This window comes from Priestia sp. FSL H7-0729 (genome assembly GCF_038005685.1).
In the GTDB taxonomy this organism is placed as follows: Bacteria; Bacillota; Bacilli; order Paenibacillales; family Paenibacillaceae; genus Paenibacillus.
In genome coordinates this window covers 249,910-273,741 of record NZ_JBBOTQ010000003.1, presented here as the reverse complement: position 1 = coordinate 273,741, position 23,832 = coordinate 249,910, and the positions used below count along the sequence as shown (strand labels likewise).

Here is a 23,832-nt window from a genome sequence, read left to right as displayed (position 1 = left end):
TTTTTACTGTTCCGTATTACTTTAATCTGTGTCGTATTCTTGTTATCTGTGTCCTACTTAATTCTATTCTGCGCGTACTTTAAAGAATGAGATCAGTTCTTGAAGTTGCTCGGATACAACCGAGAGTTCATCGGAGGCACTCACAATGGCAGCCATGGAGGCTTCCTGCTCTTCAATGGACTGTTCAATTTGTTTACTGCTATTCGCTGCCTTGCTGACATTGGCAGAGAGTTCATCCGCTGTAGCAGACATTTCTTGTGTACTTGCCGAGATTTCTTCGGTAGAACTGGAGATATCCTGAATCTGGTTTGCAACTTTGTTCGTAGCAGTCAGAATATTCTCGAAGAATACACCTGTCTCTTGGGTAACTTCCAAGCCTTTCGTTACTTCCTTGGAACCCAACTGCATCGCCTCGGAAGACTGAGTGATATCCCGCTGGATCTCTTCGATTAACTGTCGAATTTGTTTGGCTGATTCCTGAGATTGTTCCGCCAGGTTACGTACCTCGCCTGCAACCACGGCAAATCCTCGTCCTTCTTCACCCGCGCGTGCTGCCTCTATGGAAGCATTGAGTGCCAGCAAGTTGGTTTGTCCAGCAATCTCCGTAATGAGATTAACAATGTTGCTAATCTCATTTGAGTTGTTTTCCAGCGACTGAATCGAGTTTGACGTATTTTGCACTGCACCGGAGATCAAGCGCATTTGCTCAATAACTTGCTGCATCACCACATTACCTGTGCTGGAGCGCTGCTCCATGCTGAGTGCTTCGTCTGCCACATCAGCTGAACTGCTGGCGATGGTCTGTACGACCGTTGACATCTCTGTCATGGCGCGTGCATTCTCTACCGTTGCTTTGTCCTGAGACACCAGACCGGTGGATATCTCCCGGATATTGGTGCTGATGGATTGAATGTTCACATTATTTTTCTCGGAAATGCCCAGTAGTTGTTTGGAAGATTCCGAGAGGTGATGTGAAGTATTCTGTACTTTGTAGATGGTTGTATTGAAGCGATGGATCATCGCATTGAACTTCTCGTTGATCACACCAAGATCATCTCGCCCGGTATCGATGGTTACATCCAGATTACCCGTGCTGACTTCTTCGATACCTTTCATCAGGTTGCGAATCGGAAGCAATGTTCTTTTCAGCAAAATGAATTGCAACACCATGAACAGGATCAGGAAGCCGACAAGGAACATCAATCCGTACGTAAGCAATTCATTAAGCCCTTTTGGAACGGCACTTGCATCTACATCGAAGTAAAGAGCAGCGTACATCGAGCCATCTGCGTTATTAATAGGGTAGATCAGAGTGGTCCAGGTTCCGTACTCGTCCGTGTAGAAATCACTGAATGCAGGCTTACCGTCTTTTTTCATCTGTTCCAGCACCACGACGTTATTTTGAGGTAGCGGATACATGGCACCTGCGGGCAGATTGCCTTCCTCGAATGGTTGCAACAGGTTCGTTGGAATGGCGATGATGGACGTTCCGTTTCCATCCTCAAGTTCTGAACCGAAAATGTACGCCTGTGCGATATTTGGATAGAACTCATGGATGGAATCGAGATAAGCTTTCATTTCCTGCTGTACAGGACCGGTGTAGCTTTTTTCCTTAGCTGCTTCTGCCACTTTGGCAGTGTCGAGATCGTCGTACCATTTCTGGGTGATGACGGTGGCCTGGTCGTGCAACTGTTCAACCAAGATGTTTTTCTGTAATTGATACGCAGCAGTAATCAGGATTACACCAATCAATGTGATGCTACCGAACGAAATCACCAAATTTTTGATGAAGAATGGCATGGTACTCCAGCGAAGCTTATTAAACAAAATTGTTCACTCCTTCTATGATTGTGACGAAGGACTTATCCTGGCGTTGTACACGCTATGTAAGTTTAGATCTACTTAATTCTTTTTTTGTTTCTTTAAAATAATCTTCGTACTGATTTAATATTCACGTATATGAACTCCAGGTAAGTTCTACTCCTCTGTTATATCGTTATTTCGACATATTAATGTTAGATATTTCAAGTAAAATAGGTCTTATGAACCGGTTCTATAGAATTAAATTGCACTTTTACATGACTTCATGTATGTCGATTAATTCTTCTTTTTTACCCTGAATCACGGGTTATATTGACGATGTATATCCATTTAAGATTCACTAAAGGTTGGTCCTCTACCATGGTTACATAAGCCTCAGTTGCTTAACAGTTACCAAGAAGGAGGATTCATCATTTGAATATTTTATTACGAAAAGCTGCAGTAACGGCATTGTCCGTCACCATGGTAACGTCATCCTTTGGCCTGATTGCAAGTCCAAATGCGGCATATGCTGCTGAGAGTACAGCGACAACGACGAGCGCAGGCGTGACGCAAGCGTATGAATCATTGTTCCAGACGGATAACGTCATCGACGTGAATGTAACGATTGATGATGCGGACTGGAAGAGTATGCTCGAAAGCCCGCTTGATAAGGATTACAAGAATGTGAGTGTGGAAGTGGACGGCAACAAGCTGGACAATGTTGGTTTCTCCACCAAGGGCAATCTGACCTTGAAAGCCGTAGCCTCAATGGAGGATTCGGATCGATACAGCTTCAGACTGAAGTTCGACAAATACGATAAAACGCAAACCTTGCTTGGACTGGACAAAATGGTGCTGAATAACAACTACGCCGATCCATCATACATGCGCGAAGTTCTCCACTATGAAGCGCTTCGCAGTATTGGTATGGATGTGCCGATGACGAACTATGTCAATCTGTACGTTAACGGCGAGCTAGTTGGTTTCTACACTGGCGTTGAAGCGGTGGATGACAGTTATCTGGAGCGCAACTACGGTGAGGATTATGAAGAAGGCGTTCTCTATGATACGGATGAGAAGAGTTATCTTCAATATGAAGAGGGCAGTGACTATAGCACAATTACCAAAGACTTGGGTACGGATGAGGACAAAGCCAAATTAAAAACCTTCATCCAAACGCTGAACGAGATGCCAGAAGGTGAAAAAGGCGATATTGAAAGTGTGCTGGACGTAGATTCGGCGCTTCAATATATTGCAGGCAACATGGTTTTTGGCAACTATGACAGTTATAACGGCGACAAAGGACACAACTACATGCTCTATAGTGATGCTGATGGCAAGTTCACCGTTGTACCTTGGGACTTTAACATGTCCTTCAACGGATACTCGGGTGGAGGCGGACGTGGCGCAACAACCGGATCAACCACAACCAACACCAACGCAACGAACGTATCTGTGGACGAGCCTGTACTGGGCATTAGCATGGAAAATGTACCGATGATTAATAATCTGCTTGCTGTGCCGGAGTATAAGGAAAAATATATGAGCTACGTCAATGAACTGACGGACTATATGGAAGGCATTCAGGATCGTATTACTGGACTTGCCGATGAGATTCGTCCTTATGTAGAAGCAGATCCAACGAAATTCTATACGACCGAACAGTTTGAATCCAACATTGCTTATTCTGCAAATGCAGAAGCAGCAGGTGGTATGGGCGGCACACCACCAGAAGGATTTGAAGGCATGACACCACCTGAGGGCATGGAAGGCATGACGCCGCCTGAAGGTTTCGAAGGAATGACACCTCCAGATGGAGCAACACCTCCGGATGGCACGACGGGAACAGGAACAACAGATAGCACAGGCAATACGCAGACACGTCCTGGCGGTAACTTTGGCGGAGGAGGCGGAGGTATGGGCTCCATGGCGGCTGGATCACTAACGACATTTGCACTGAACCGCCTTGCGAATCTGCAAGAGCAACTTGGACGTGAAGTAACGCCACTGCCCGAGACTTCGGAAGAGACAGGTTCGAATACTTCATCCGGAACAACCGACAAAACCATTACCGTAACACTCGATGGTAAATCAATCACCTTCCCGGATCAGGACCCCTTGCAGCAAAGTGGCAGAGTGATGGTGCCTGTGAATGCAATCCTCGAAGCCCTTGGTGCAGAGGTGACTTGGGACAAAATGGCGAAAACAGTAACAACCGTTCTGAATGACCAGACTCTTGTGCTCAAGATCGGAAGCAGCACAGCAACCGTAAATGGAGAGAATTTCGAAATTGATGCACCAGCGATAATTCAAAACAGTCGCACACTCGTGCCTGTTCGCTTCATCTCCGAAGGATTGGGATTGACCGTGGAATGGAATCAAACCGCTGCACAAGTAAGCCTTACATCCAAATAAGAAATATCTCCTGAAGAGCAATTTCCTTGTACGGAGAACGAGAAAAGGGATTCGATGGTCAGATCGAATCCCTTTTTGTTCTGCTTTTGTAGATTAGACGGAACGAAGACATATCCAATTTATCTTTACAGATCTTTTTAAATTTCCAACCAACAGACCATTCTCACATAATTACGGAGAAAGAGGGAAAAGTTTGATTTTTAATTGTCATGACTGTGATAAATGTCACTGAAACATTATAAAGAATGTGATCATACCTACCGATAAGACTATAGTGATATTCGAAACGAAATCGAAATCGGCTTGAATATCCCCATAATTATATAGAGGAAAAGGGTGGCTCACACACATGCGAAGCATGAGCATCGGTACCAAAATCAGTTTGATCGTTATCAGTATATTTATCGTCTTCTCCTCAGCTGTGGCGATAAGTGTAATCATGGAGATGAGACAGGGGATTACGACATTCGCTACAGAGAAGGCGAAGCGAGATCTGGAGATGGCGAATAGTATCATTACATATAAGTATCCAGGAGATTGGGCCATTAAAGATGGACAATTGTTCAAAGGAGATATCGCGCTGGAAGGTAACTTCGAACTCGTGGATGAGATTGGACAAGCTTCCGGGGACACGGTGACGATCTTCCGAGGTGATGAACGTGTCGCTACAAACGTCATGGTAGACGGGGAGCGTGCCGTTGGCACGAAGGTATCGGAGGCGGTCGCTCAGACCGTTTTGCAGCAAGGGGAAAAATACTTCGGTGAAGCCGTAGTTGTGGGTCAGAAATATCAAACGGCTTATGAACCAATCAAGAACGCATCCGGAGAGATTATCGGAATTTTCTATGTTGGTGCTTCTCAATCATTAATCGATGTGATTATCTCCTCGTTCCTCAAGACATTCCTGATCGTATTCTTGCTTGCAATGGTGGTCGCAATTACCTTGATCCTGTTGTACGTTCGCAGGGTGAGAGTTCGAATCGAACGGGTATCCGTGGCGATTAAGCGCGCGGGTACGGGCGATTTCACACAGCCTGTTGTAGACAACGTTCAAGACGAGATTGGTATGTTGGGCACGGGATACAATGAGATGAGAGGCAATCTGCAGGTCATCATTCAGGGGGGACTTCAGGCTGCGGAGAAGGCGGAGCATTCGACCGGGCTGCTACTGAAGATTGCGGATCAAACAGCCAAAGAATCGGCTCAGATTGCATCCTCCGTTGAACAAGTGGCCCATGGAGCCGAGAGTCAGACGATCAGTACGGAAGAAAATCTGCAGGCGATGGAAGAAGTGGCTATAGGCGTACAACGTATGGCAGACAAGGCCTTCAGCATCTCGGACTCTGCTATGTATTCACGCAAACAGGCAGAGACCGGAGGTGAAGCGGTGCAACTTACCGTTCAGCAGATGTCTACGATTGAATCCTCCGTTACCAGCACGGATGAAGTCATTCGTATGCTGGAAGGGAAGTCGGCACAGATTAGCCAGATGGTTTCCACCATTCATGAGATTGCGAATCAAACGAATCTGCTTGCGCTCAATGCATCCATTGAGGCGGCAAGAGCCGGAGAGCATGGCAGAGGATTTGCAGTAGTATCTACCGAGGTTCGTAAACTGGCTGAACAAGCTGGAGACTCTTCAGATCGTATTGAAGAACTGGTCAAAGCCATGGAACAAGATATGCAGCAATCGCTATCGGCCATGTCGAGAGTGAAGGATGAAGTGCAAGAAGGACTGCGCTTGACCCGGGAAACGGAACAAAACTTCAGCTTGATCCGGGATACGAACTTACGTATGGCTACAGAGATTGAGGACATGGCTGCGACGAGTGAAGAGATGTCTGCAGGTGTGGAGCAGATTGTGGCTTCCGTACATGAGATCGCTCGCCATGCCCAGACGGCCAGTACCAACTCACAGCAGGCTGCCGGATCTGTTCACGAACAGCTCAAGTCGGTCGAGCAGATTAAGGCATCTGCGGCCATCTTGTCCGATGTATCGACAGAGTTGCAGACTTCACTTAGTCCGTTTAAGATATAATATCTGATATAATAGGGAAAAGAAGGGACTACAATATGTCCCCTGATAAAACAAAACTTTTCCCAAATGAGAATATCCGTACGGTGTGTTACATTCAAAACCTAGGATGTTGAACCTTATACCATTGTTGGTGGTAATCCAGCCAAGACCGTCAAAAAACGCTTCGATGAAGAAACGATTGCGCTGCTGCTGGAATTAAAGTGGTGGGATCAGGATGAGGAGTGGCTGGATACGCATCTGGAACGTCTTGTTTCTACCTATGATTCACAGACACTGCGCGTACTTCTGAACAGCAAGTAGGATAGGTGCGAAAGAATACATGAAAATGTCTGTTTGCTGACAGAACTATTTTCCACGCAAATCAGGCCCTGGACCGTTTTGAGCGGATCAGGGCCTCTTGTTGTCCAAGATGAAATGTTAGTTTAGCGGGTGGGTGGTCGTAGGGTACAATCGGACTTTGCTGATGATGGGGGGGTAGAATGAGTGTGATCTTCTGTATGATCCGGGTGCGTCTGCTTACCTGAGTAGAAGTTAAGGATATCATCAACGGTAGTAAAGACGACATTTACATCGGTATTATTATTGTGTGTTTGAATAAAAACCTCTTTTCAATGATTGTTACGTTTAATACATGTTTTAATTTAAAGCTTCTTTCATGCTTAAGCCTGCTGTGAACACAGGAACTTTACCTGCGGGTAGTTGAATTTCTTTGCCTGTTTTCCGGCTTCTTCCCGTTCTTGCCTCACGCTTTTGAACTTCAAACTTCCCGAATCCAACCAGTTGAACTTCTTTACCTTCTTTGAGAGCTTCAAGAATCGAATCCAGTACAACGGTTACAGCTTTTTCAGCATTCTTCTTGGAGAATCCACCAGCCTTAGCTACTTCTGTGATCAATTGTTCTTTATCCATGGGGAATACCTCGCTTTCATTCTTGGGATGTGAATCTGTACTGTGCAAAATATGTGTAAATAAAAAGCTGCCTTATTAATAAGGCAGCTTTCATATAATTAAAGTTTAGTAACGTTCTCAGCTTGTGGTCCACGGTTGCCTTGAGTTACTTCAAATTGAACGCGTTGACCTTCGTCCAAAGATTTGTAACCTTCACCTTGAATTGCACTGAAATGAACGAATACGTCTGTTCCTTCTTCAGTTTCGATAAAGCCAAATCCTTTATCCGCGTTAAACCATTTCACTGTACCTGTTTGCATGTGATTCCTCCAAAAAATAAGTTTTTAGCCGATCATTATGACGAGTATAATTTTGAAATTGACACTCACCTGGTGCATTTAAACCACAGACTTGATGTCCGCTAATGTATCGATTAATATGATAATACCATGTCCGCTAATATAAGTCAAGATTTGGAGGTATTTTCTAATGAGTCAGTCATCAGGGAGTTTGGTGCAGCGGGAACCGACGATAGAAGAATTTATTCATATGCTGGCCAATGAGGATGAATTGCATGCCAAAACTGTGAAGGAATATGCAAGTGATCTGAAGCACTTTATCGAATGGTATAAGGAAAGCGCCGTGCTCGGCAGGAAGTTTACATTGCGAATCGAAGACGTAGATACATCCACTTTAGTTCAATATCGCGAAGATTCACACCAGGTTATGCAATTGAAGCCAGCCACCATCAACCGGAGGTTGATTACGCTGAAGCGTTTTTTCAAATGGGCTGTTCTGGAATCCAGACTCAGTCATGACCCTTCCAAAGCATTAAAATTCATTCCGGAAGACAAAGTCAGTCCACGCCGAATGACATCCGAAGAAGAGCAGGCATTCCTCGCCGCAGTGGAGCTCGGTAACTCCCTTCGTGATCAGACGATCTTGACCCTTATGTATCACACCGGCTTGCGAACGATGGAGGTATGCAATCTCATGCCTCATGATATCGAACTTGGTAGACGAAGTGCTTACCTGACAGTGAGAGCCGATAAACGAAATGTGCAGCGTAAGATCCCTTTGAATATGCAATGTATTGTCATGTTGAATCAGTACTTATCTAATCTTGCTACCGAAAGTGCGTACCTTTTTCCTTCAGAGAAAACAAATGATCGTTTAACGGAGAGAGCACTGCGCCACCTGATTAAAAAAGTAATGATTGCAGCAGGGCTGGAGGGACTGAGCTCACACGACCTGCGTCATCGTTTTGGCTATGCCATGGCAGAGCATACGCCACTGCACCGTTTGGCGGAGATGATGGGACACACCAATCCGGATACAACAATGATTTATGTCAAAGCATTAAGTACGAGTCATCAATGAATACAAGAACCTCCTATGAAAAGTACCTCGAAATTTTTCGTGTTTGTATTACTTTAACCCACCCGTAGCATTCATATACTATCCTTCCCATTTCACTTAGGCACTGCCCGACAGGGTTGCCTTACCTTCAATGAAGAAAGCGATTACATATCCCTTATAATATTGTATATTATGATGGCAACCCTGGAACTGACCAGTATGCACCGTTTGCATTTTGGCATAAGTTTGGTGAGCAATCGAAATCAAATGATTCACAATGGCACATATATATTAGTTGTTAGGGCATAAGGCCCGTCATATAAAGGAGGAATCCGAACGTGTATCGGGTACTGCTGGTGGATGATGAAGAAGATGTACGTGAAGGGCTTGTTGTAGAGGTCGATTGGGAAGCGCTCGATCTGCGGATTGTCGGTTTGGCTGAGAATGGACGGGAAGCATTGGAGATGGCGGAGCGGGTAGAGCCAGATATTGTAGTGACCGATATCAGCATGCCATTCATGAACGGTCTGGAACTCGCGCAAAGATTGAGGAAGCGTAATCCACTCGTGAAGGTGGTCATTTTGACTGGATATGATGAATTTGATTATGCGAGGCAGGCCATCTCGTTAAGCGTGGATGAATATCTGCTGAAGCCGTTCTCGGCAGCACATCTTACTGAACTGCTCACAAGATTACGCGCCCAGATGGCAGCTGAAGTGGCTGAGCGTGAAGATGTTCAGCAACTCCGTAAACACTATCATACCAGCTTGCCATTATTACAGGCAGATCTGATGGCGACCTTGCTCCATCGGCAGAAATCCGCGACATATATTCATACTAAAGCCAAACAATGCGGATTGGATCTAACAGGAGAACGCTATGGGGTGTCCGTATTGACACTGCACATGGAAGGAGATGCGCAGAAGGAGAGGCCTGAGGGAGCATTCAACGAGCCTCCACAGCGACATAACCAAGCAACATCTAGGGAAGCGGATCAGTCTGAGTCTGAGATACTTGTGCCGGGAGGTTCCTTGCATCAATCGGAGGATGCTGAACTGAAACGCTTTGCTGCACTTAACATTGCGGCAGAAGTCTGGTCGGAGCATGGGGCTGGTCATGCCTTTATGCATCAGGAGACGATTGTCCTGCTCTATGTGGATCGTTCGGGCGGTACTGACGGAGCGAAGCGGCAACAGAAGGCCTTGGAAAATGTGATGCGCAGCATCCACCACTACTTGCGTATCCCGGCTACGGTGGGATCTGGTCAGATTGTAGATACACTTGCGGATGTGAATCAGGCCTATGAAGATGCCCTGCTCGCCTTGGATTATCGGCTTGTGCCCGGGACGGATTCAATCATATACATCGCGGATGTGGAGCGACAGACAGCGGGCAAGCTGCGGTTCGACGAGTTGAAGCAGCAGACGCTGACACGTTGTTTGAAGGCGGGTACACAAGTGGAGCTAGAGGAGGCACTTGCACTCATTTTCCGTGAAATTACAGTGGAACATGGGCGAAGTGATATTCAGCTCTATCTGATTGAAGTCTTAACAACCGTATGGAAGGCAGCACAGGCATCCGGAGAAGAGATGGAGGACATCTTTGGTGCAGGGTTCCAGTTGTATACAGATCTGTTCCGACTGCCGGGTCTTATTGAGGCACAGAAGAAGGTACGTGAGGTCTGTCTACTCGTACAACATCGCATTGCCAGTGGTCGCCAGCATGTATACAAGGATATTGTCGAGCAGGCGTTGGTCTTCACCAAAGAGCATTATGCCGACCCTGACCTGTCCATTCAGAAGGTGTGCGGACATTTGCATATCAGCTCCGGTTATTTTTGTGGCATTTTCAAAAAAGAAGTGCAGCTTACCTTCCTGCAATACCTGATGCAGATCCGGATGGAGGCAGCACGTGAACTGCTTCGCTCGACAGAGCTGAAGTCCTTTCAGATTGCGGAGCAGGTTGGTTTTGCTGAACCGAACTACTTCAGTTTTTGTTTCAAAAAACATATTGGCGTCTCGCCCAAAGAATATCGTAAACAGGCTTCCCAGGCAGCAAATGAAGGTTCACTTCGATGAGATTTTTTGCCGGATGGGTGAAGTCCATGGGAGTTCATGCGCGTTCTCGTCTACGTTCGTCCAGAGTCAGCAGTATCCGGTTTATTATCACATGGTCCTTCTCTGTCTTCATCGTTCTGGTGCTGACCATCATGGCGATGCTTCTGCATGACAAGTTCACGCAGGCTGCCGAGCGAAGTGCGGAACTGACGACGAGACAGATTGTGGATCAGGTCAGTTATAACCTGGAGGACTACGTCCGAAGTATGTCTCATCTGTACCGTGCCATTGAGGAACATATGCTGCGTGACGGGACATGGGAAGGGGAATTGGTGGACAAACAGCTCGACACACTGCTCAGCAGTCGTGAAGATATCATCTCGATTACTCTGCTCGATTCCACGGGTCAATTGCTCAAGAACCGACCCACAGCCGACTTAAAACCGAGTGCCCATGTGACACAGCAAGGGTGGTTTCAGTCTGCGCTTCGTGTGCCGGATCACCTGAGTTTCTCGTTACCTCATATTCAGAACATGTACACAGGCCCATATAAATGGGTCGTTTCCATGAGCAAAGGTATGACCATACGTCAAAATGGTCAGGATCGACAGGTTATCCTGCTGGTCGATATCAATTTCAAACAGATGGATGAATTGAGCCGCCGGGTCAGTCTGGGGCAACGGGGATACGTCTACATCATTGATGAGAGTGCGGGCAATATCGTGTACCATCCGCAGCAGCAATTGATGTATATGGGACTCAAAAGCGAAAATATCGAACAGGCTTTGGTGGCTTCCGGCAGTTACGAAGATGAGGCAGATGGACAGAAAAGGCTGAATACCGTGAAGTCGGTTGCCAATATTGGGTGGAAAATTGTCGGTGTGGCCTATTTGGATGAGATTATGACAACGCGTCAGGAAGTGAACGCATATCTGATTCGTGTATTGGTGGTTGTGCTGATACTGGTCATTCTCGTATCGTTGTTTCTTTCCTCCAGTCTGACTCGTCCAATCCGGCGAATGGAGCGTAAGATGAAGGCCGTGGAGCGCGGGGATTTCAACGTGGAGTTGCCTATTGAAGGACCGCTCGAGGTGGAACGATTATCCCATCGCTTCAACCTGATGGTCAATAAAATTCGAACCCTGATGGATGAGATCATCCATGAACAGGAACAGAAGCGGCGTCTGGAGCTTGAAGCCCTGCAGGCCCAGATCAATCCGCATTTTCTATACAACACACTGAATTCCGTGGTGCGCATGGTAGGCATGAGTCGCAATGAAGAAGTGATCACGATGATCACGTCTCTTTCGCGCCTGTTCCGCATCAGTCTCAGTCAAGGTAAAACGATCATAACGATCAGGGAAGAGCTGGAGCATGCACAGCATTATTTGACGATCCAGCAGATGAGATTCAAGCGCAAATTCAATTTTAACATCCATGCAGATGATACGCTTCTGGAATGCCTGACCTTAAAGCTGGTGCTTCAACCCCTGATTGAGAACGCCATTGTTCATGGCATCGAGTACCACATGGACGAAGGAAGTATTGAGGTCGATGTTTATTGTGAGGACAACAAGCTGGTGTTTCGCATTACAGATAATGGGGTCGGCATGACGGAAGAACAGATGTCGGGATTGTTAGGTGGCAGTCCAGTTGTCAAAAGCGGTGCAGGATCAGGTGTCGCAGTACGCAATGTACATGACCGAATCCGGCTCTATTACGGGGAGGGCTATGGTCTTGAATTTGCAAGTGAGCTGGAAGAAGGCACCACGGTTTGGGTTCGAATCCCCATTCAATTGCAGCAGAAGGAGGGCGAGCCAGATGATGGACAACAAGTTGAATAAAAGCGACGCTCATAGCGTTGAAGGATTGAACATGCGTGTGTTTCTGAAAAAGATGGTTGCGAGTTTCTCGGGATATCGGAAACGTCGGTTAGTTACTCAGACAGCCATAAGCTGCCTTCTTCTAATATGCAGTGCATGTGACATATCGAATACCGATGTTACGGCAGTACCTCCACGCATTGCGCTGATCACACCAGCTGGCACGGGCGAACTTGCGGATGCTATCCGGCTGGGTGCCGAAGCGGCTGCCAAAGAGAGTGGGGCGGAGCTGATGACTGTGGAGGCATATCCTTCCGACGGTCATGTGTACACGCCTAACATTCCGAATTCCGTGGGTAGTCAGATGCAGGTTAAGCGGGCGGCTACGGACCGCCCAACCATGTCTCGCAGTGCCCGGGAGCAGGCTCAGGTGGATGCCGCGGCATTGGCACTGAAGCAGGGAGCATCTGCTCTATTGGTCGATCCCCTGAGTGAGAAGGCACTTAGCGATATCATTCAGGAGGCGCAGACAACGAATTCCGATGGAACCATCGTTCCTGTCATCGTGCTTAATGATGAATTTCCTGTGAAAGGCATCACCAGCATTATCTCCATGGATAACATGGAGGCGGGGAGACAGGCGGGTCAAGCGATGGCGGAGCTTTTGGAAGGGAAAGGGCATATCGCCTTATTGGGCCCAGATCCCGTTAATTCCGGCCTGGTTCAAAGAGAGCAAGGGGTTATGGAGGTTCTGGAACAGTATCCTGACATCCAAGTGGAACCCAAATCGATATGTAATACACGGGATGGGTGCTGGCAGACTGCGAAGCAACTGCTGGATCAGCCTGAGGTGCACGTGAACGGCTTCATTGCGCTTCAGGAACCGGCTTCACTGGGAGCAGCCGATGAACTGAATCGACGCAACGCTGCGGACAAGGTAAGGATTGTTGGATTCGGCAGTGAACAACAGCAACTGGAGCAATTACAGGAAGGGGTCTTGGATCATCTCATCGTCCAGAATGGATACAGTGCAGGTTATCTGGGGTTGAATCAAGCCGTTGCTCGGCTGAACAATCAACAGGTGCAAGCGAGAGTTCTCCTTGAAACGAAGCTGGTTAGTACGGACAACATGTTCTGGATGGATAACCAGAAGCTGCTGTTTCCTTTTGTACAATGAACGAGTGCCGGAACGAATTGCAGAATGATGAAATTAATCCAATTTCTTAACTTGAGGAAGATTTCAATAGAACAGGTGAAGATATTGTATTCGAATTTAATGTAAACCCTTTCATAATAAAGATATCGGTAAAGCCGAATGAACTTGGGGGAGGTCATTAGGATATGAAGAAAACATGGATGACACTGTTGATTACGGCATGTATGGTTGTGGCGGCGGGATGTAGCAGCGGCGGAGACAGCGCAGGTGGAAGTACGGGAACAGATACAGGAGGCCAGACAGCAGCCGGGACGGAAACGCCCAAGATTGGTGTCGCCATCTACAAATTCGATGATACATTCATGACGGGTGTGCGTAATGCGATGACCGCAGCAGCGGAAGGTGTTGCGACTCTGGATATTGTGGATAGCCAGAATGCACAGCCAACCCAGAACGAGAAGGTCGATCTGTTTGTATCCAAGAAATATAATGCCATGGCCGTGAACCCGGTAGACCGGACGGCGGCGGGTGTCATCATTGACAAGGCCAAGGCAGCGAACATTCCGGTGGTATTTCTTAATCGGGAGCCTGTGGCTGAAGATATGAACAAGTGGGATAAGGTCTATTACGTCGGAGCAAAAGCGGAGGAGTCCGGTACGATCTCCGGACAGCTGATTGTGGATTACTGGAAAGCACATCCGGAAGCAGACAAAAACGGCGATGGCAAACTGCAATACGTCATGCTGAAAGGGGAACCGGGTCACCAGGATGCAGAGCTTCGGACCAAATATTCAGTTCAGGCGATCCAGGATGCCGGTATTGAAGTGGAAGCACTGGCGGAAGACACGGCGATGTGGGACCGCGTGAAGGGGCAGGAGAAAATGCAGGCGTTCCTGGCATCCCATGGCGACAAGATTGAAGCGGTTCTCGCGAACAATGATGACATGGCCCTGGGGGCCATTGAGGCATTGAAAGCAGCCGGATACTTCAAGGATGGCAAATCAATGCCGGTGGTAGGTGTGGATGCCACAGCTCCAGCCATTCAGGCTCTACAGGATGGTACGATGCTGGGCACGGTGCTTAATGATGCCAAGAATCAGGGGGCAGCTACAGTGGCATTGGCTTCCGTACTTGCCAAAGGTGAGACACCAACGAAGGAAAATACCAAATACGACATTACAGATGGGAAATACGTCTGGATTGCATACAAAAAGATCACAAAAGACAACATTGCCGACGCCCAATAACAGCACGAGACAGGGACGTCCGACATTCGGGTAGCGTCCCTTTTTGCCGGTCATATGGAAGGGAGGAACCAAAATGGAGTCATCTTACCTGCTGGAGATGAATGGAGTTTCCAAAGCATTTCCGGGTGTGCAGGCACTAAGTCAGGTCACCTTGAAGGTGAAGCCGGGAACGGTTCACGCCTTGATGGGAGAGAATGGAGCAGGCAAATCCACACTTATGAAATGTCTGTTTGGCATGTATCGACCAGATGAAGGAACGATACACATTGAAGGAAAGGCTGTGGATATTCCGAATTCCAAGGCTGCACTTCAGCAAGGCATATCCATGATTCATCAGGAGCTGAACCCGGTCCCGCATCGTCCGGTGATGGAGAATATCTGGCTGGGACGTTTTCCGATGAAGGGAATACTGGTCGACGAAAAACGGATGTATACCGACACACTGGCTCTGTTCAAGGACCTGAATCTGGATATTGATCCGAAGGCTCAGGCCGGCACACTGTCCGTGTCCAAGATTCAATCGATGGAAATCGCGAAGGCAGTCTCATTTCAGTCCAAAGTTATCGTTATGGATGAGCCCACTTCTTCCCTGACAGGCAAGGAAGTGGATCAGCTCTTCGCCATTATTAATGAACTGCGTAGTCGCGGCGTGTCCATTATCTACATTTCCCACAAGATGGAGGAGATCCTGACGATCTCGGATGAAGTCACGATCATGCGTGATGGCTTCGTAGTTGGGACTTGGGATGCTGCGGATCTAACAACAGATCTGATCATCACACGCATGGTGGGGCGTGACATGGACGAACGATTCCCGGAACGGACGAACGTACCTGGTGAAGTCATTTTGAAGGCGGAAGGTCTGACATCGAATCAGCCCAACTCGTTTCGTGATGTATCCTTTGAGCTGCGTAAAGGTGAGGTGCTCGGCATAGGGGGCCTGGTTGGCGCACAGCGAACAGAATTGATTGAGTCCTTGTTCGGGCTGCGAGGCCTCGCTTCAGGTCAGATTTCGATCCATGGACGCAAAGTAAGAATTCATTCTCCCGCTGCCGCAAAGCGTTACAACATAGCGTTGCTCACGGAAGAACGACGGGTTACTGGGATATTCCCCGTCTTGTCGGTGTATGAGAACACAATCATCGCAAGTCTTGGCCGTTACAAAAACCGCATAGGTTTGTTGAATGAGAAAAAAGGCCGCGAGGAAGCACGGGAGCAGACACAGAAATTCAGAACCAAAACGCCTTCAGTTAACACGCTGATTCGCAACCTTTCGGGTGGTAATCAACAGAAGGTTTTGCTGGCCCGCTGGTTGCTAACCGATCCGGAGATTCTGCTGCTGGATGAACCCACGCGTGGAATCGATGTAGGGGCCAAGTTCGAGATATACACCATCATTACGGAACTGGCTCGTCAGGGTAGAAGCATTATTATGATTAGCTCAGAGATGCCTGAGCTTCTGGGGATGTCGGATCGTATTATGGTGATGAGCGAAGGGCGTCTCACCGGAATCGTGGACGGAGCTGAGGCTACAGAGCAGGATATTATGAGGCTGGCCGCGCAGCAGCGGATGGCTTAGACAGGAGGGAAACCGATGAACCCACAGATGATCAATCAAGTGAAGCAATATGTAACACAGCGCGCCATCTTTATCGTACTGATTCTGCTTATTATTGGCATTGCTATCGCCGATCCGAACTTCCTTGCTTTTTCCACCCTGCGTGATATATTACAGCAGTCCTCCACAAGGGCCATTATAGCACTCGGTGCAGCCTTCATCCTGGTTACAGGAGGGGTCGATCTCTCCGCTGGTCGGGTTGTGGGGCTGACGGCTGTCGTATCCGCATCAATGCTTCAGATTGACGAGTATGCGAACCGTTTCTTCCCTGATCTGCCACAATTGCCAGTGTTATTGCCGATTCTGGTTGGAATCACGGTGGGCCTGTTCGTGGGCTTGGTGAATGGCCTTATTATCGCCAAGTTACATGTTCCCCCTTTTATCGCAACGCTGGGTACAATGGTTGCCGTGTATGGACTGAACTCCATTTATTTTGATACGGAACCCAACCAGTCACAGCCAATTGGAGGATTGAGACCCGATTTCACCGTCATTGGTTCTGGATACATTGATCTGGGTGGCGGTTACTCCATTCCATATATTGTCCTGATTGCCATTGCGGTGGCGTTAATCTGCTGGGTGATCTTTAACAAAACCCGGCTCGGCAAAAACATGTACGCCATCGGTGGCAACATTCAGGCAGCACATGTATCCGGAATTCATGTAGCACGTAATCTGGTTGCGCTGTATGCCATTGCGGGTGCGTTGTATGGTCTGGGTGGCGTGCTTGAAGCGGCTCGGACAGGTGGGGCGACGAACAATTACGGTAACATGTATGAGCTGGATGCCATAGCCGCGTGTGTGGTAGGTGGTGTATCAACGGCGGGTGGTATTGGTACGGTGCCGGGTGTTATGGCCGGGGTGCTAATCTTCGGGGTCATTAACTATGGTCTGACGTTTATCGGTGTAAGTCCATACTGGCAGTTGATTATCAAAGGATTGATCATTGTTGCTGCCGTGGCTTTTGATATTCGTAAGTATATGGCGAAGAAATAAGATGAGCCTCAAGAGGTTACACCAGTCACTCCGATGACAGAACAACCTTCCGATCGCTGTTATCCCCGGATTTTTTGATTCCCTTCTAAAGAAGTGAAAATCCGGGGATAAAGGCGAACGCTCCGCTTCTTCAGGTTATTTCTGTCCTCTACGTTATCGTGTAAACAATTTGTTCATCTTATATGGAAAAAGTAGCAAAGAAGCCAGCCCTCGGGATAATAGAGGGCTGGCTTTAAGCGTTATGCATTTACAAACCAATCTACAACAGTAATTATAGGGCCAATAATACAAAATACCAGCATAAATGCGGCCACATTACGGGCAATACTTGTGCCATAATGCGCACGATACTTTTTCGCCATCAAGAAGGTTGGAATCCAGAAGAGGGCCGCTACTACAAAAGGAATGTGAAGTCCTTGATTTCCGTTACTATAGATTGGCATGTTTATTAAGTTAAAAAGGTAATGACTGATCATAAAATCGGCTTTGCCCCATGGAAAGTTAAAAGCAAATCCCATCGTCAGTACGAGCAGAGATAGCGTTCCAAAGCCAAGTGGTTTTTGCTGTGTTGTCATATAACATCCTCCATAACCAAGAGTATAACCTAAATTAATCCATTAATGGATTGTAACATAATTTAGACCATCGTAGAGGAATTGTTTCATTTTTGTCGATTACAATTACATCATATGTCCTATTGCCTTCATAACTTATACATTCATGCGAATTTGACGAGCCTCCACTAATCGACAACATCAGCTAATCATAATCGATATAATACATGTACATAAGTTGTTTGATGTGAGTTTTATGTCAAAGGGGGCGAGGCTGTTTGCTAAGTTACACGATGAAAATGGTGATATTCCCGTTGGGCTGTCTGCTTGTCATGCTGTCCTCTTATGTTCTAGGGCTTACCCCTCATATGGCAATAATGTCTCTTTCAGCGATATTATTGGTAGCAAGTATTTATGGGGAGCGACGATATCCTGTACTGCGGAAGTTTCAGTGGGTTTTTCTCGGGATATTCCATTATTACAGTCAACTGAACTGGTGCAACATGCTGTATTATATGCTCATTATTTCAATGATCCAGGACAAACAGCGGTTGGTGCAGACCTTGCCGATTTCGTTGCTGCTTATGCTGCAATATACGGTGATTCGGCTTTCGTATGTACCTGTAGATACATATACTTTGCTCGTTTCGTTGTTTGACCTGTTAACCTCGGTTGTTATCATTTTTTTGTATCACACCTTGATTAACAGTGAGGTCGAAAAGCGAAAGCTTCGGGAAAAGAATCGGTTCCTGACCCTGCATGATCCACTTACCGGATTGTTGAATTACGAAGGTTACATGGAGGTGTTGCATAAGAGGGTGGAAGAACGTCGCTCTTTTCTGCTTGTCCTTCTGAATGTCAACAACTTTAGCGGCTTTAGAAAAGATTCAGAAGATCCCTGGTGTACAGTAATCACAGGTACAGGCCAGATGATTAGCAGCCATTTCACCGAGGCCTATGGCATATCCCGGTATGCAGGAGACCGATTCGCAGTCGTTTTACCGGAGATCCAGGATGTGGAAGAACGAATGTCGTCATTGCTATCCGCTCAGCTTCAAGGACTTCAGGTAAGCTACAGCATTTCTTTGTATCCGGAGATGTCGGATTCGTTGCAGCACTTTATGACGGTAGCCGAGGATAGACTGCTTCAACAACAGCGCAGCAAATGGCTGAAAAATGAAGAAGAAGTCTTTCGTTCCGAAAGACTAAGGGCCGTAGGTGAACTGGCTGCGGGTATGGCTCACGAGATCCGGAACCCGCTTACGGCAATTCGGGGATTCTTGCAGTTGTCACGTGGACAAGCATTTAATATCGCGCCATGGTATGAAGTAATTATGGGTGAGGTGACGAGAGTGACCGATCTGACGGCTGAATTTTTACAGTTTTCCAAACCACATGCCAACCATATGAAGCCGGAACAATTGGGCCACTGCCTTGAGCGGGTGATGTCTCTGACCGAGTCAGATGCGGCATCCCGAGGGCATCGAATTACGCTTGAAATGACTAATGAGCCAGTCGTGATCAACATGGATCGAGATAAGATTGTGCAGGTATTGATTAATCTGATCCGCAACGCTTTTGAAGCGATGGCAGACCCTGGTGAGGTTCATATGGATCTGTTGCAGGACGGAGACGCGGTACTCATCTCCATTACAGATACAGGTAGCGGCATTCCGGAAAATTCGCTATCCACAATCTTTAATCCCTTTTATACAACCAAAGAAGAAGGTACAGGACTGGGACTTGCACTCTGCCAGAAAATCGTTCAGGATCACAATGGTAAAATTACCGTCCATAGCGAAATGGGGGTTGGTTCTACCTTCACGCTTCATCTGCCAATGGAGACGTAAATCATATAACTTACCCAGAGATAGCAATTAAATAGTCATTAGACAAAAACATAAAAACGCCGCATGGGTCCTGAAGAACCCATGCGGCGTTTAGCATTTCGATTAATACGTTGATGTGTGTAGTCCACATCGGTTCAGATCAGACTATATTGGGTTGAACTAATCATTTACACGTAACGGAGAAGACAGAAAAAACCTGAAAAAGCGGAGCGTTCGCCTTTATCACCGGATTTTCCCCTTGTGAAAAGGGAATCGATAAAATCTGGGGATAACAGCGATTGGAAGGTTATTCTGTCATCGTAGTGTCTGTGTAAATAATCATTAGTTCGACTTATTGAGCTGTCCCTGATGTAACTGATAGTAGAATCCTTGTTGCTGCATCAACTCATCATGATTTCCCCGTTCAGCGATCTGTCCATCATCAATGACGAGAATCTGATCGGCTTCACGTATCGTGCTCAGCCTGTGGGCGATGACAAAGCTGGTACGGTCTTTCATTAACGTGCGCATTGCTTCCTGGATCTGCATCTCTGTACGCGTATCGATGCTGCTCGTTGCCTCATCCAGAATAAGAATGGCTGGATCAGCCAGAATTGCCCGGGCAATGGTCAGCAGCTGTCGTTGTCCTTGGCTTAGATTGCTTCCCCCTGAAATGATGGGCGTATCGTAGCCCTGCGACAGTTTGCGGATGAATGAGTGTGCATTCGCAAGCATAGCTGCTTGCCTGATCTGTTCATCGGTTGCGTCTGGCTTGCCATAAGCGAGATTGTCGCGAATGGTACCCGAGAACAGGTAGGCATCCTGAAGTACAATGCCGAGTTGCCGACGGAGTTGATCCTTCTCCAGTTCCGAGATGTCACATCCATCGATGGTGATCCGGCCGCCTGTAATCTCGTAGAAACGGGGTAACAGGTTGATAATGGTCGTTTTACCTGCGCCAGTCGGTCCAACGAGTGCAATCATCTCACCCGGTTTTGCGGTAAAGCTAACCTTCTTCAGAATGTCTCGCTCCGCACTGTATCCGAAGGAGACGTCTTCAAATACAACTTTACCTTGAATCTGTTCCAGCTGTTTCTTCTGTCCCTCCACATATTCACCAGGCGTGTCCATGATCTGGAACACACGTTCAGCACCTGCAATAGCAGCCTGAATCAGATTGTACTGATTGGCCAGATCGTTCAGCGGTCGCTCAATCTGACGGGAGTATGCGAGAAAACTGACGATGAGTCCGATGGATGTCAGATCATGATAAGCCATCCATCCACCCACAGAAGCCAGTATGGCAAACCCAATATTGTTCATCACGTTCATCGTAGGGCCAACCAAACCTGAAACCGTCTGGGCCTGTGTGCTGGAGGTACGCAGTTTCTCGTTCAGGTTCTTGAAATGTTGATGTGCCTGATCCTGACGGTTATAAGCCGCTACGACTTTTTGTCCAGCAATGGTTTCCTGTGCATAACCATTAAGCTCACCAAGTAACTTCTGCTGGGCCGTGAAGTGTTTGCGAGTTCTTGAAGCGATAAGACGAGTAGCAATGGTTATTAAGGGTACCGTTATCAGACTGAGCAGTGTAAGCCGAACATCGAGTGCAAACATGATCGACAAGGAGCCAACGAGCAGAATGGCACTGGACATCAATTGGGTTACGCTTTGATTCAGCGTTGTAGATACGTTATCAATATCATTGGTGGCCCGGCTCATCAGATCCCCGCTTTGATTTTTATCAAAAAACTGGACAGGCAGCTCTTGTAGTCGGGAGAACAACGCATGTCGCAGATCCTTTACGGTCAACTGTGACACACCAATCATGACATAGGATTGAGCCCACATCAGAAGTGAGCCAAGGACATAAACACTCAGCAAGAGGAGGCATTCCTTCAGTAAACCCGCTGTTACTTTGGGAACGATATGTTCGTTAACAGCGCGGCCGAGAAGATATGGTCCTGCCAGATTCAGCAGTGTTCCGAGAGCAGTCAGCACTAATGCAGCAATGACGCCTTTGCGATGACGTCCCATGTATGACCATACCCTAATCAGGGCGTGGCGAGCATTCTTGGCTCTGACTTTGGGAACAGGTCCTCTGCCCGCTGGTCCGGGTCTTCCGATGGGAGGCACGACCGTTTGTTGTATGGAGGAAGAGGCAGGTTTAGCCAAATTGAACATCCTCCTTCCGCTGCTGCGAATAATAGATGGCTTGGTAGTGTGATGAATGAGCCATAAGATCATCATGTGTACCCCTGGCAACGATCTGTCCTTCATCAATGACATATATACAGTCTGCATCCTTGACGGAGGAAATCCGCTGTGCAATCAAAAAGGTCGTGCTGTCTTTCATCAAGGAATGCAATGCCTTCTGAATACTTGCTTCCGTGCGCAGATCCACAGCACTGGTGCTATCATCCAGAATCAGCACTTCCGGTCGCATAAGCAGGGCGCGTGCAATGGATATACGTTGTTTCTGCCCACCAGACAGATTGACCCCGCGCTGACCCAGTTCCGTGTCATACCCGTTTTTCAATTTCATAATAAAATCATCCGCTGCCGCAGCCTGTGCCGCAACACGCAATTCAGCATCTGTTGCACCGGGCCGGCCGAAGCATATATTATCCCGGATGCTGCCGCTGAACAGAATGGATTCCTGGAGTACAATGGACACACGGCTACGAAGATCCTGAAGATCCCAGTGACGAACGTTCACTCCATTCACGAGCACCTCACCTTGCGAAGCATCATATAGACGGGGAATTAGCTGCACCAGCGATGTTTTGCCTGAACCTGTTGAACCGATCAGGGCCACTTTCTCACCCGGGCGAGCCATCAGATTAATGCCGGTAAGTGCATGTTCTCCGTCATAACGGAAGGATACGTCTCTGAACTCCACTTGACCGCCTGTGTGCGTGGGAAAGGGAGACGATTGGTATGAGTTCTGGTCATGGATAGAAGACAGTGACTTTACTTTCCAGAAGTTATCGGTTCCCGATTGGATATCTGGCTGTGTATGTAACACCTCGTTGAGCCGGGCAGCAGACACCTTGGCGCGAGAGAAGCTCATCATCATCATGCCGATCGACGTGAGGGATGAGAGTACAACTGTGACATAGTTGATAAAAGCAATCAGATCTCCGGCAGCAATATCGTCTCCAACTACCTGGAAGCCTCCGAACCACAGCACCGCTACAATGGTCGCGTTCAGCATCAAGCTGAGCACGGGTGCATTCAGCGTGACTATACGCCAGGCTTTGACGGCGGTTGAAGTATAATCTTCGTTGGATTGCTTGAACCGCTTTTTCTCCAGACGTGCACGTGCAAACGCCTTGACGACACGGATGCCTGCAAGATTCTCCTGGAGCACGGCGTTGACCTGATCAAGTTTGCTCTGAACACTGGCGAACAGCGGATAGGAAGCTTTGATCAGAATAAATAAAATAACAAACAGTACGGGCACAGTGGCAATAAGAATCAAAGCCAGCTTCACACTAATCGTAAATGCCATGATGATACTACCGATGATCAGCATCGGCGAACGGATGAACATCCGCAGCAGCATCTGTACAAAGGTCTGCATCTGGGTAATATCACTGGTCAGACGAGTGATCAGAGATCCTTCCTGAAACGTATCCAGATTACGGTAGGAGAAGGTCTGAATATGGTCAAACAGTTCCTGGCGCAGATCCGTGCCGTATCCCACCGCAGCTTTACTTGAATAGAGTGTACAGCCTGCGCCGCCAACCCAGCCGATTAACGCAACAAGCAGCATGATCAGACCTGTAGTCACAATATGGGGTAGGTTCCCTGCAAGTACACCGTCATCCACGATGCTGGACATCAGCTTGGGCTGGAGCAGGTCCATGGCAACCTCAAGTACCATGAGCAGCGGGGCGATGATCGCCGCCGACTTATACGGGGTCAAGAATCGTTTTAACGTCCACAATAGGAAATCACCTCAGTTTTAATTGCATAGATGAATCAATTTCATCATACCTCTAGCTGCTTCAAGCCAGTTGTTGTTAGCGATGTCGAGAGTTTGC

General features: G+C 47.5%; 16 protein-coding genes and 1 pseudogene. 11 read left to right on the top strand and 6 right to left on the bottom strand.

What is annotated here, in order from left to right; translation table 11 throughout:
- Positions 1-63 precede the first annotated feature (63 nt).
- Positions 64-1,800, bottom strand: coding sequence for a methyl-accepting chemotaxis protein (locus tag MHH93_RS10250; protein WP_500054103.1), 1,737 nt, complete (start codon positions 1,798-1,800; stop codon positions 64-66).
- Between the two features lie 435 nt (positions 1,801-2,235).
- Between MHH93_RS10250 and MHH93_RS10245 the strand changes: the two genes are divergently transcribed.
- The 3 genes and pseudogenes from MHH93_RS10245 to MHH93_RS10235 all read left to right on the top strand — a co-directional run.
- Positions 2,236-4,218, top strand: coding sequence for a CotH kinase family protein (locus tag MHH93_RS10245; protein ID WP_500053960.1), 1,983 nt, complete (start codon positions 2,236-2,238; stop codon positions 4,216-4,218).
- Positions 4,219-4,567: 349 nt separating this feature from the next.
- Positions 4,568-6,256 (top strand): methyl-accepting chemotaxis protein, encoded by a 1,689-nt coding sequence (locus MHH93_RS10240; protein WP_500053959.1) that lies wholly within the window; start codon positions 4,568-4,570, stop codon positions 6,254-6,256.
- A 105-nt stretch (positions 6,257-6,361) separates the two neighbouring features.
- A pseudogene (locus MHH93_RS10235) lies at positions 6,362-6,556 on the top strand (acetyltransferase); the annotation flags it as partial.
- A 336-nt stretch (positions 6,557-6,892) separates the two neighbouring features.
- Here the strand turns inward: MHH93_RS10235 and MHH93_RS10230 are convergent.
- Positions 6,893-7,165, bottom strand: a complete 273-nt coding sequence (locus MHH93_RS10230) for an HU family DNA-binding protein (RefSeq protein WP_036606368.1) — start codon at positions 7,163-7,165, stop codon at positions 6,893-6,895.
- A 98-nt stretch (positions 7,166-7,263) separates the two neighbouring features.
- The gene (locus tag MHH93_RS10225; protein WP_017690333.1) at positions 7,264-7,464 is read right to left on the bottom strand and encodes a cold-shock protein; all 201 of its coding nucleotides are present in this window, start codon (positions 7,462-7,464) and stop codon (positions 7,264-7,266) included.
- Between the two features lie 169 nt (positions 7,465-7,633).
- Between MHH93_RS10225 and MHH93_RS10220 the strand changes: the two genes are divergently transcribed.
- The 7 genes from MHH93_RS10220 (at position 7,634) to mglC (ending at position 17,400) form a co-directional block, all read left to right on the top strand.
- A complete protein-coding gene (locus MHH93_RS10220; protein ID WP_500053958.1) occupies positions 7,634-8,524 on the top strand; it encodes a tyrosine-type recombinase/integrase in 891 nt (296 codons plus the stop codon).
- 317 nt (positions 8,525-8,841) lie between these two features.
- Positions 8,842-10,581: a response regulator gene (locus MHH93_RS10215; RefSeq protein WP_500053957.1), complete on the top strand. Its 1,740-nt coding sequence runs from the start codon at positions 8,842-8,844 to the stop codon at positions 10,579-10,581.
- Positions 10,578-12,404, top strand: coding sequence for a cache domain-containing sensor histidine kinase (locus MHH93_RS10210; RefSeq protein WP_500053956.1), 1,827 nt, complete (start codon positions 10,578-10,580; stop codon positions 12,402-12,404). The genes MHH93_RS10215 and MHH93_RS10210 overlap by 4 nt, the downstream gene beginning before the upstream one ends.
- On the top strand, positions 12,382-13,560 hold the full coding sequence (locus MHH93_RS10205) for a substrate-binding domain-containing protein (RefSeq protein WP_500053955.1): 1,179 nt from the start codon (positions 12,382-12,384) through the stop codon (positions 13,558-13,560). The genes MHH93_RS10210 and MHH93_RS10205 overlap by 23 nt, the downstream gene beginning before the upstream one ends.
- Positions 13,561-13,724: 164 nt before the next feature.
- On the top strand, positions 13,725-14,786 hold the full coding sequence (locus MHH93_RS10200) for a galactose ABC transporter substrate-binding protein (protein WP_036606548.1): 1,062 nt from the start codon (positions 13,725-13,727) through the stop codon (positions 14,784-14,786).
- Positions 14,787-14,859: 73 nt separating this feature from the next.
- Entirely contained in the window at positions 14,860-16,365 is a 1,506-nt protein-coding gene (locus tag MHH93_RS10195) for a sugar ABC transporter ATP-binding protein (RefSeq protein WP_500053954.1), read from the top strand.
- Positions 16,366-16,380: 15 nt separating this feature from the next.
- The gene (gene mglC, locus MHH93_RS10190) at positions 16,381-17,400 is read left to right on the top strand and encodes a galactose/methyl galactoside ABC transporter permease MglC (protein WP_500053953.1); all 1,020 of its coding nucleotides are present in this window, start codon (positions 16,381-16,383) and stop codon (positions 17,398-17,400) included.
- A gap of 239 nt (positions 17,401-17,639) precedes the next feature.
- Here mglC and MHH93_RS10185 read toward each other — a convergent pair whose 3' ends face one another.
- On the bottom strand, positions 17,640-17,975 hold the full coding sequence (locus tag MHH93_RS10185) for a hypothetical protein (RefSeq protein WP_500053952.1): 336 nt from the start codon (positions 17,973-17,975) through the stop codon (positions 17,640-17,642).
- 257 nt (positions 17,976-18,232) lie between these two features.
- Here MHH93_RS10185 and MHH93_RS10180 point away from each other — a divergent pair, with 257 nt between their 5' ends.
- Positions 18,233-19,804 carry an ATP-binding protein gene (locus MHH93_RS10180; RefSeq protein ID WP_500053951.1) on the top strand — a complete coding sequence of 524 codons (1,572 nt, stop codon included), beginning with the start codon at positions 18,233-18,235 and terminating at the stop codon, positions 19,802-19,804.
- Positions 19,805-20,125: 321 nt separating this feature from the next.
- Here MHH93_RS10180 and MHH93_RS10175 read toward each other — a convergent pair whose 3' ends face one another.
- On the bottom strand, positions 20,126-21,967 hold the full coding sequence (locus MHH93_RS10175) for an ABC transporter ATP-binding protein (RefSeq protein WP_500053950.1): 1,842 nt from the start codon (positions 21,965-21,967) through the stop codon (positions 20,126-20,128).
- Positions 21,951-23,735: an ABC transporter ATP-binding protein gene (locus MHH93_RS10170; RefSeq protein ID WP_500053949.1), complete on the bottom strand. Its 1,785-nt coding sequence runs from the start codon at positions 23,733-23,735 to the stop codon at positions 21,951-21,953. The genes MHH93_RS10175 and MHH93_RS10170 overlap by 17 nt, the downstream gene beginning before the upstream one ends.
- Positions 23,736-23,832: the final 97 nt, after the last annotated feature.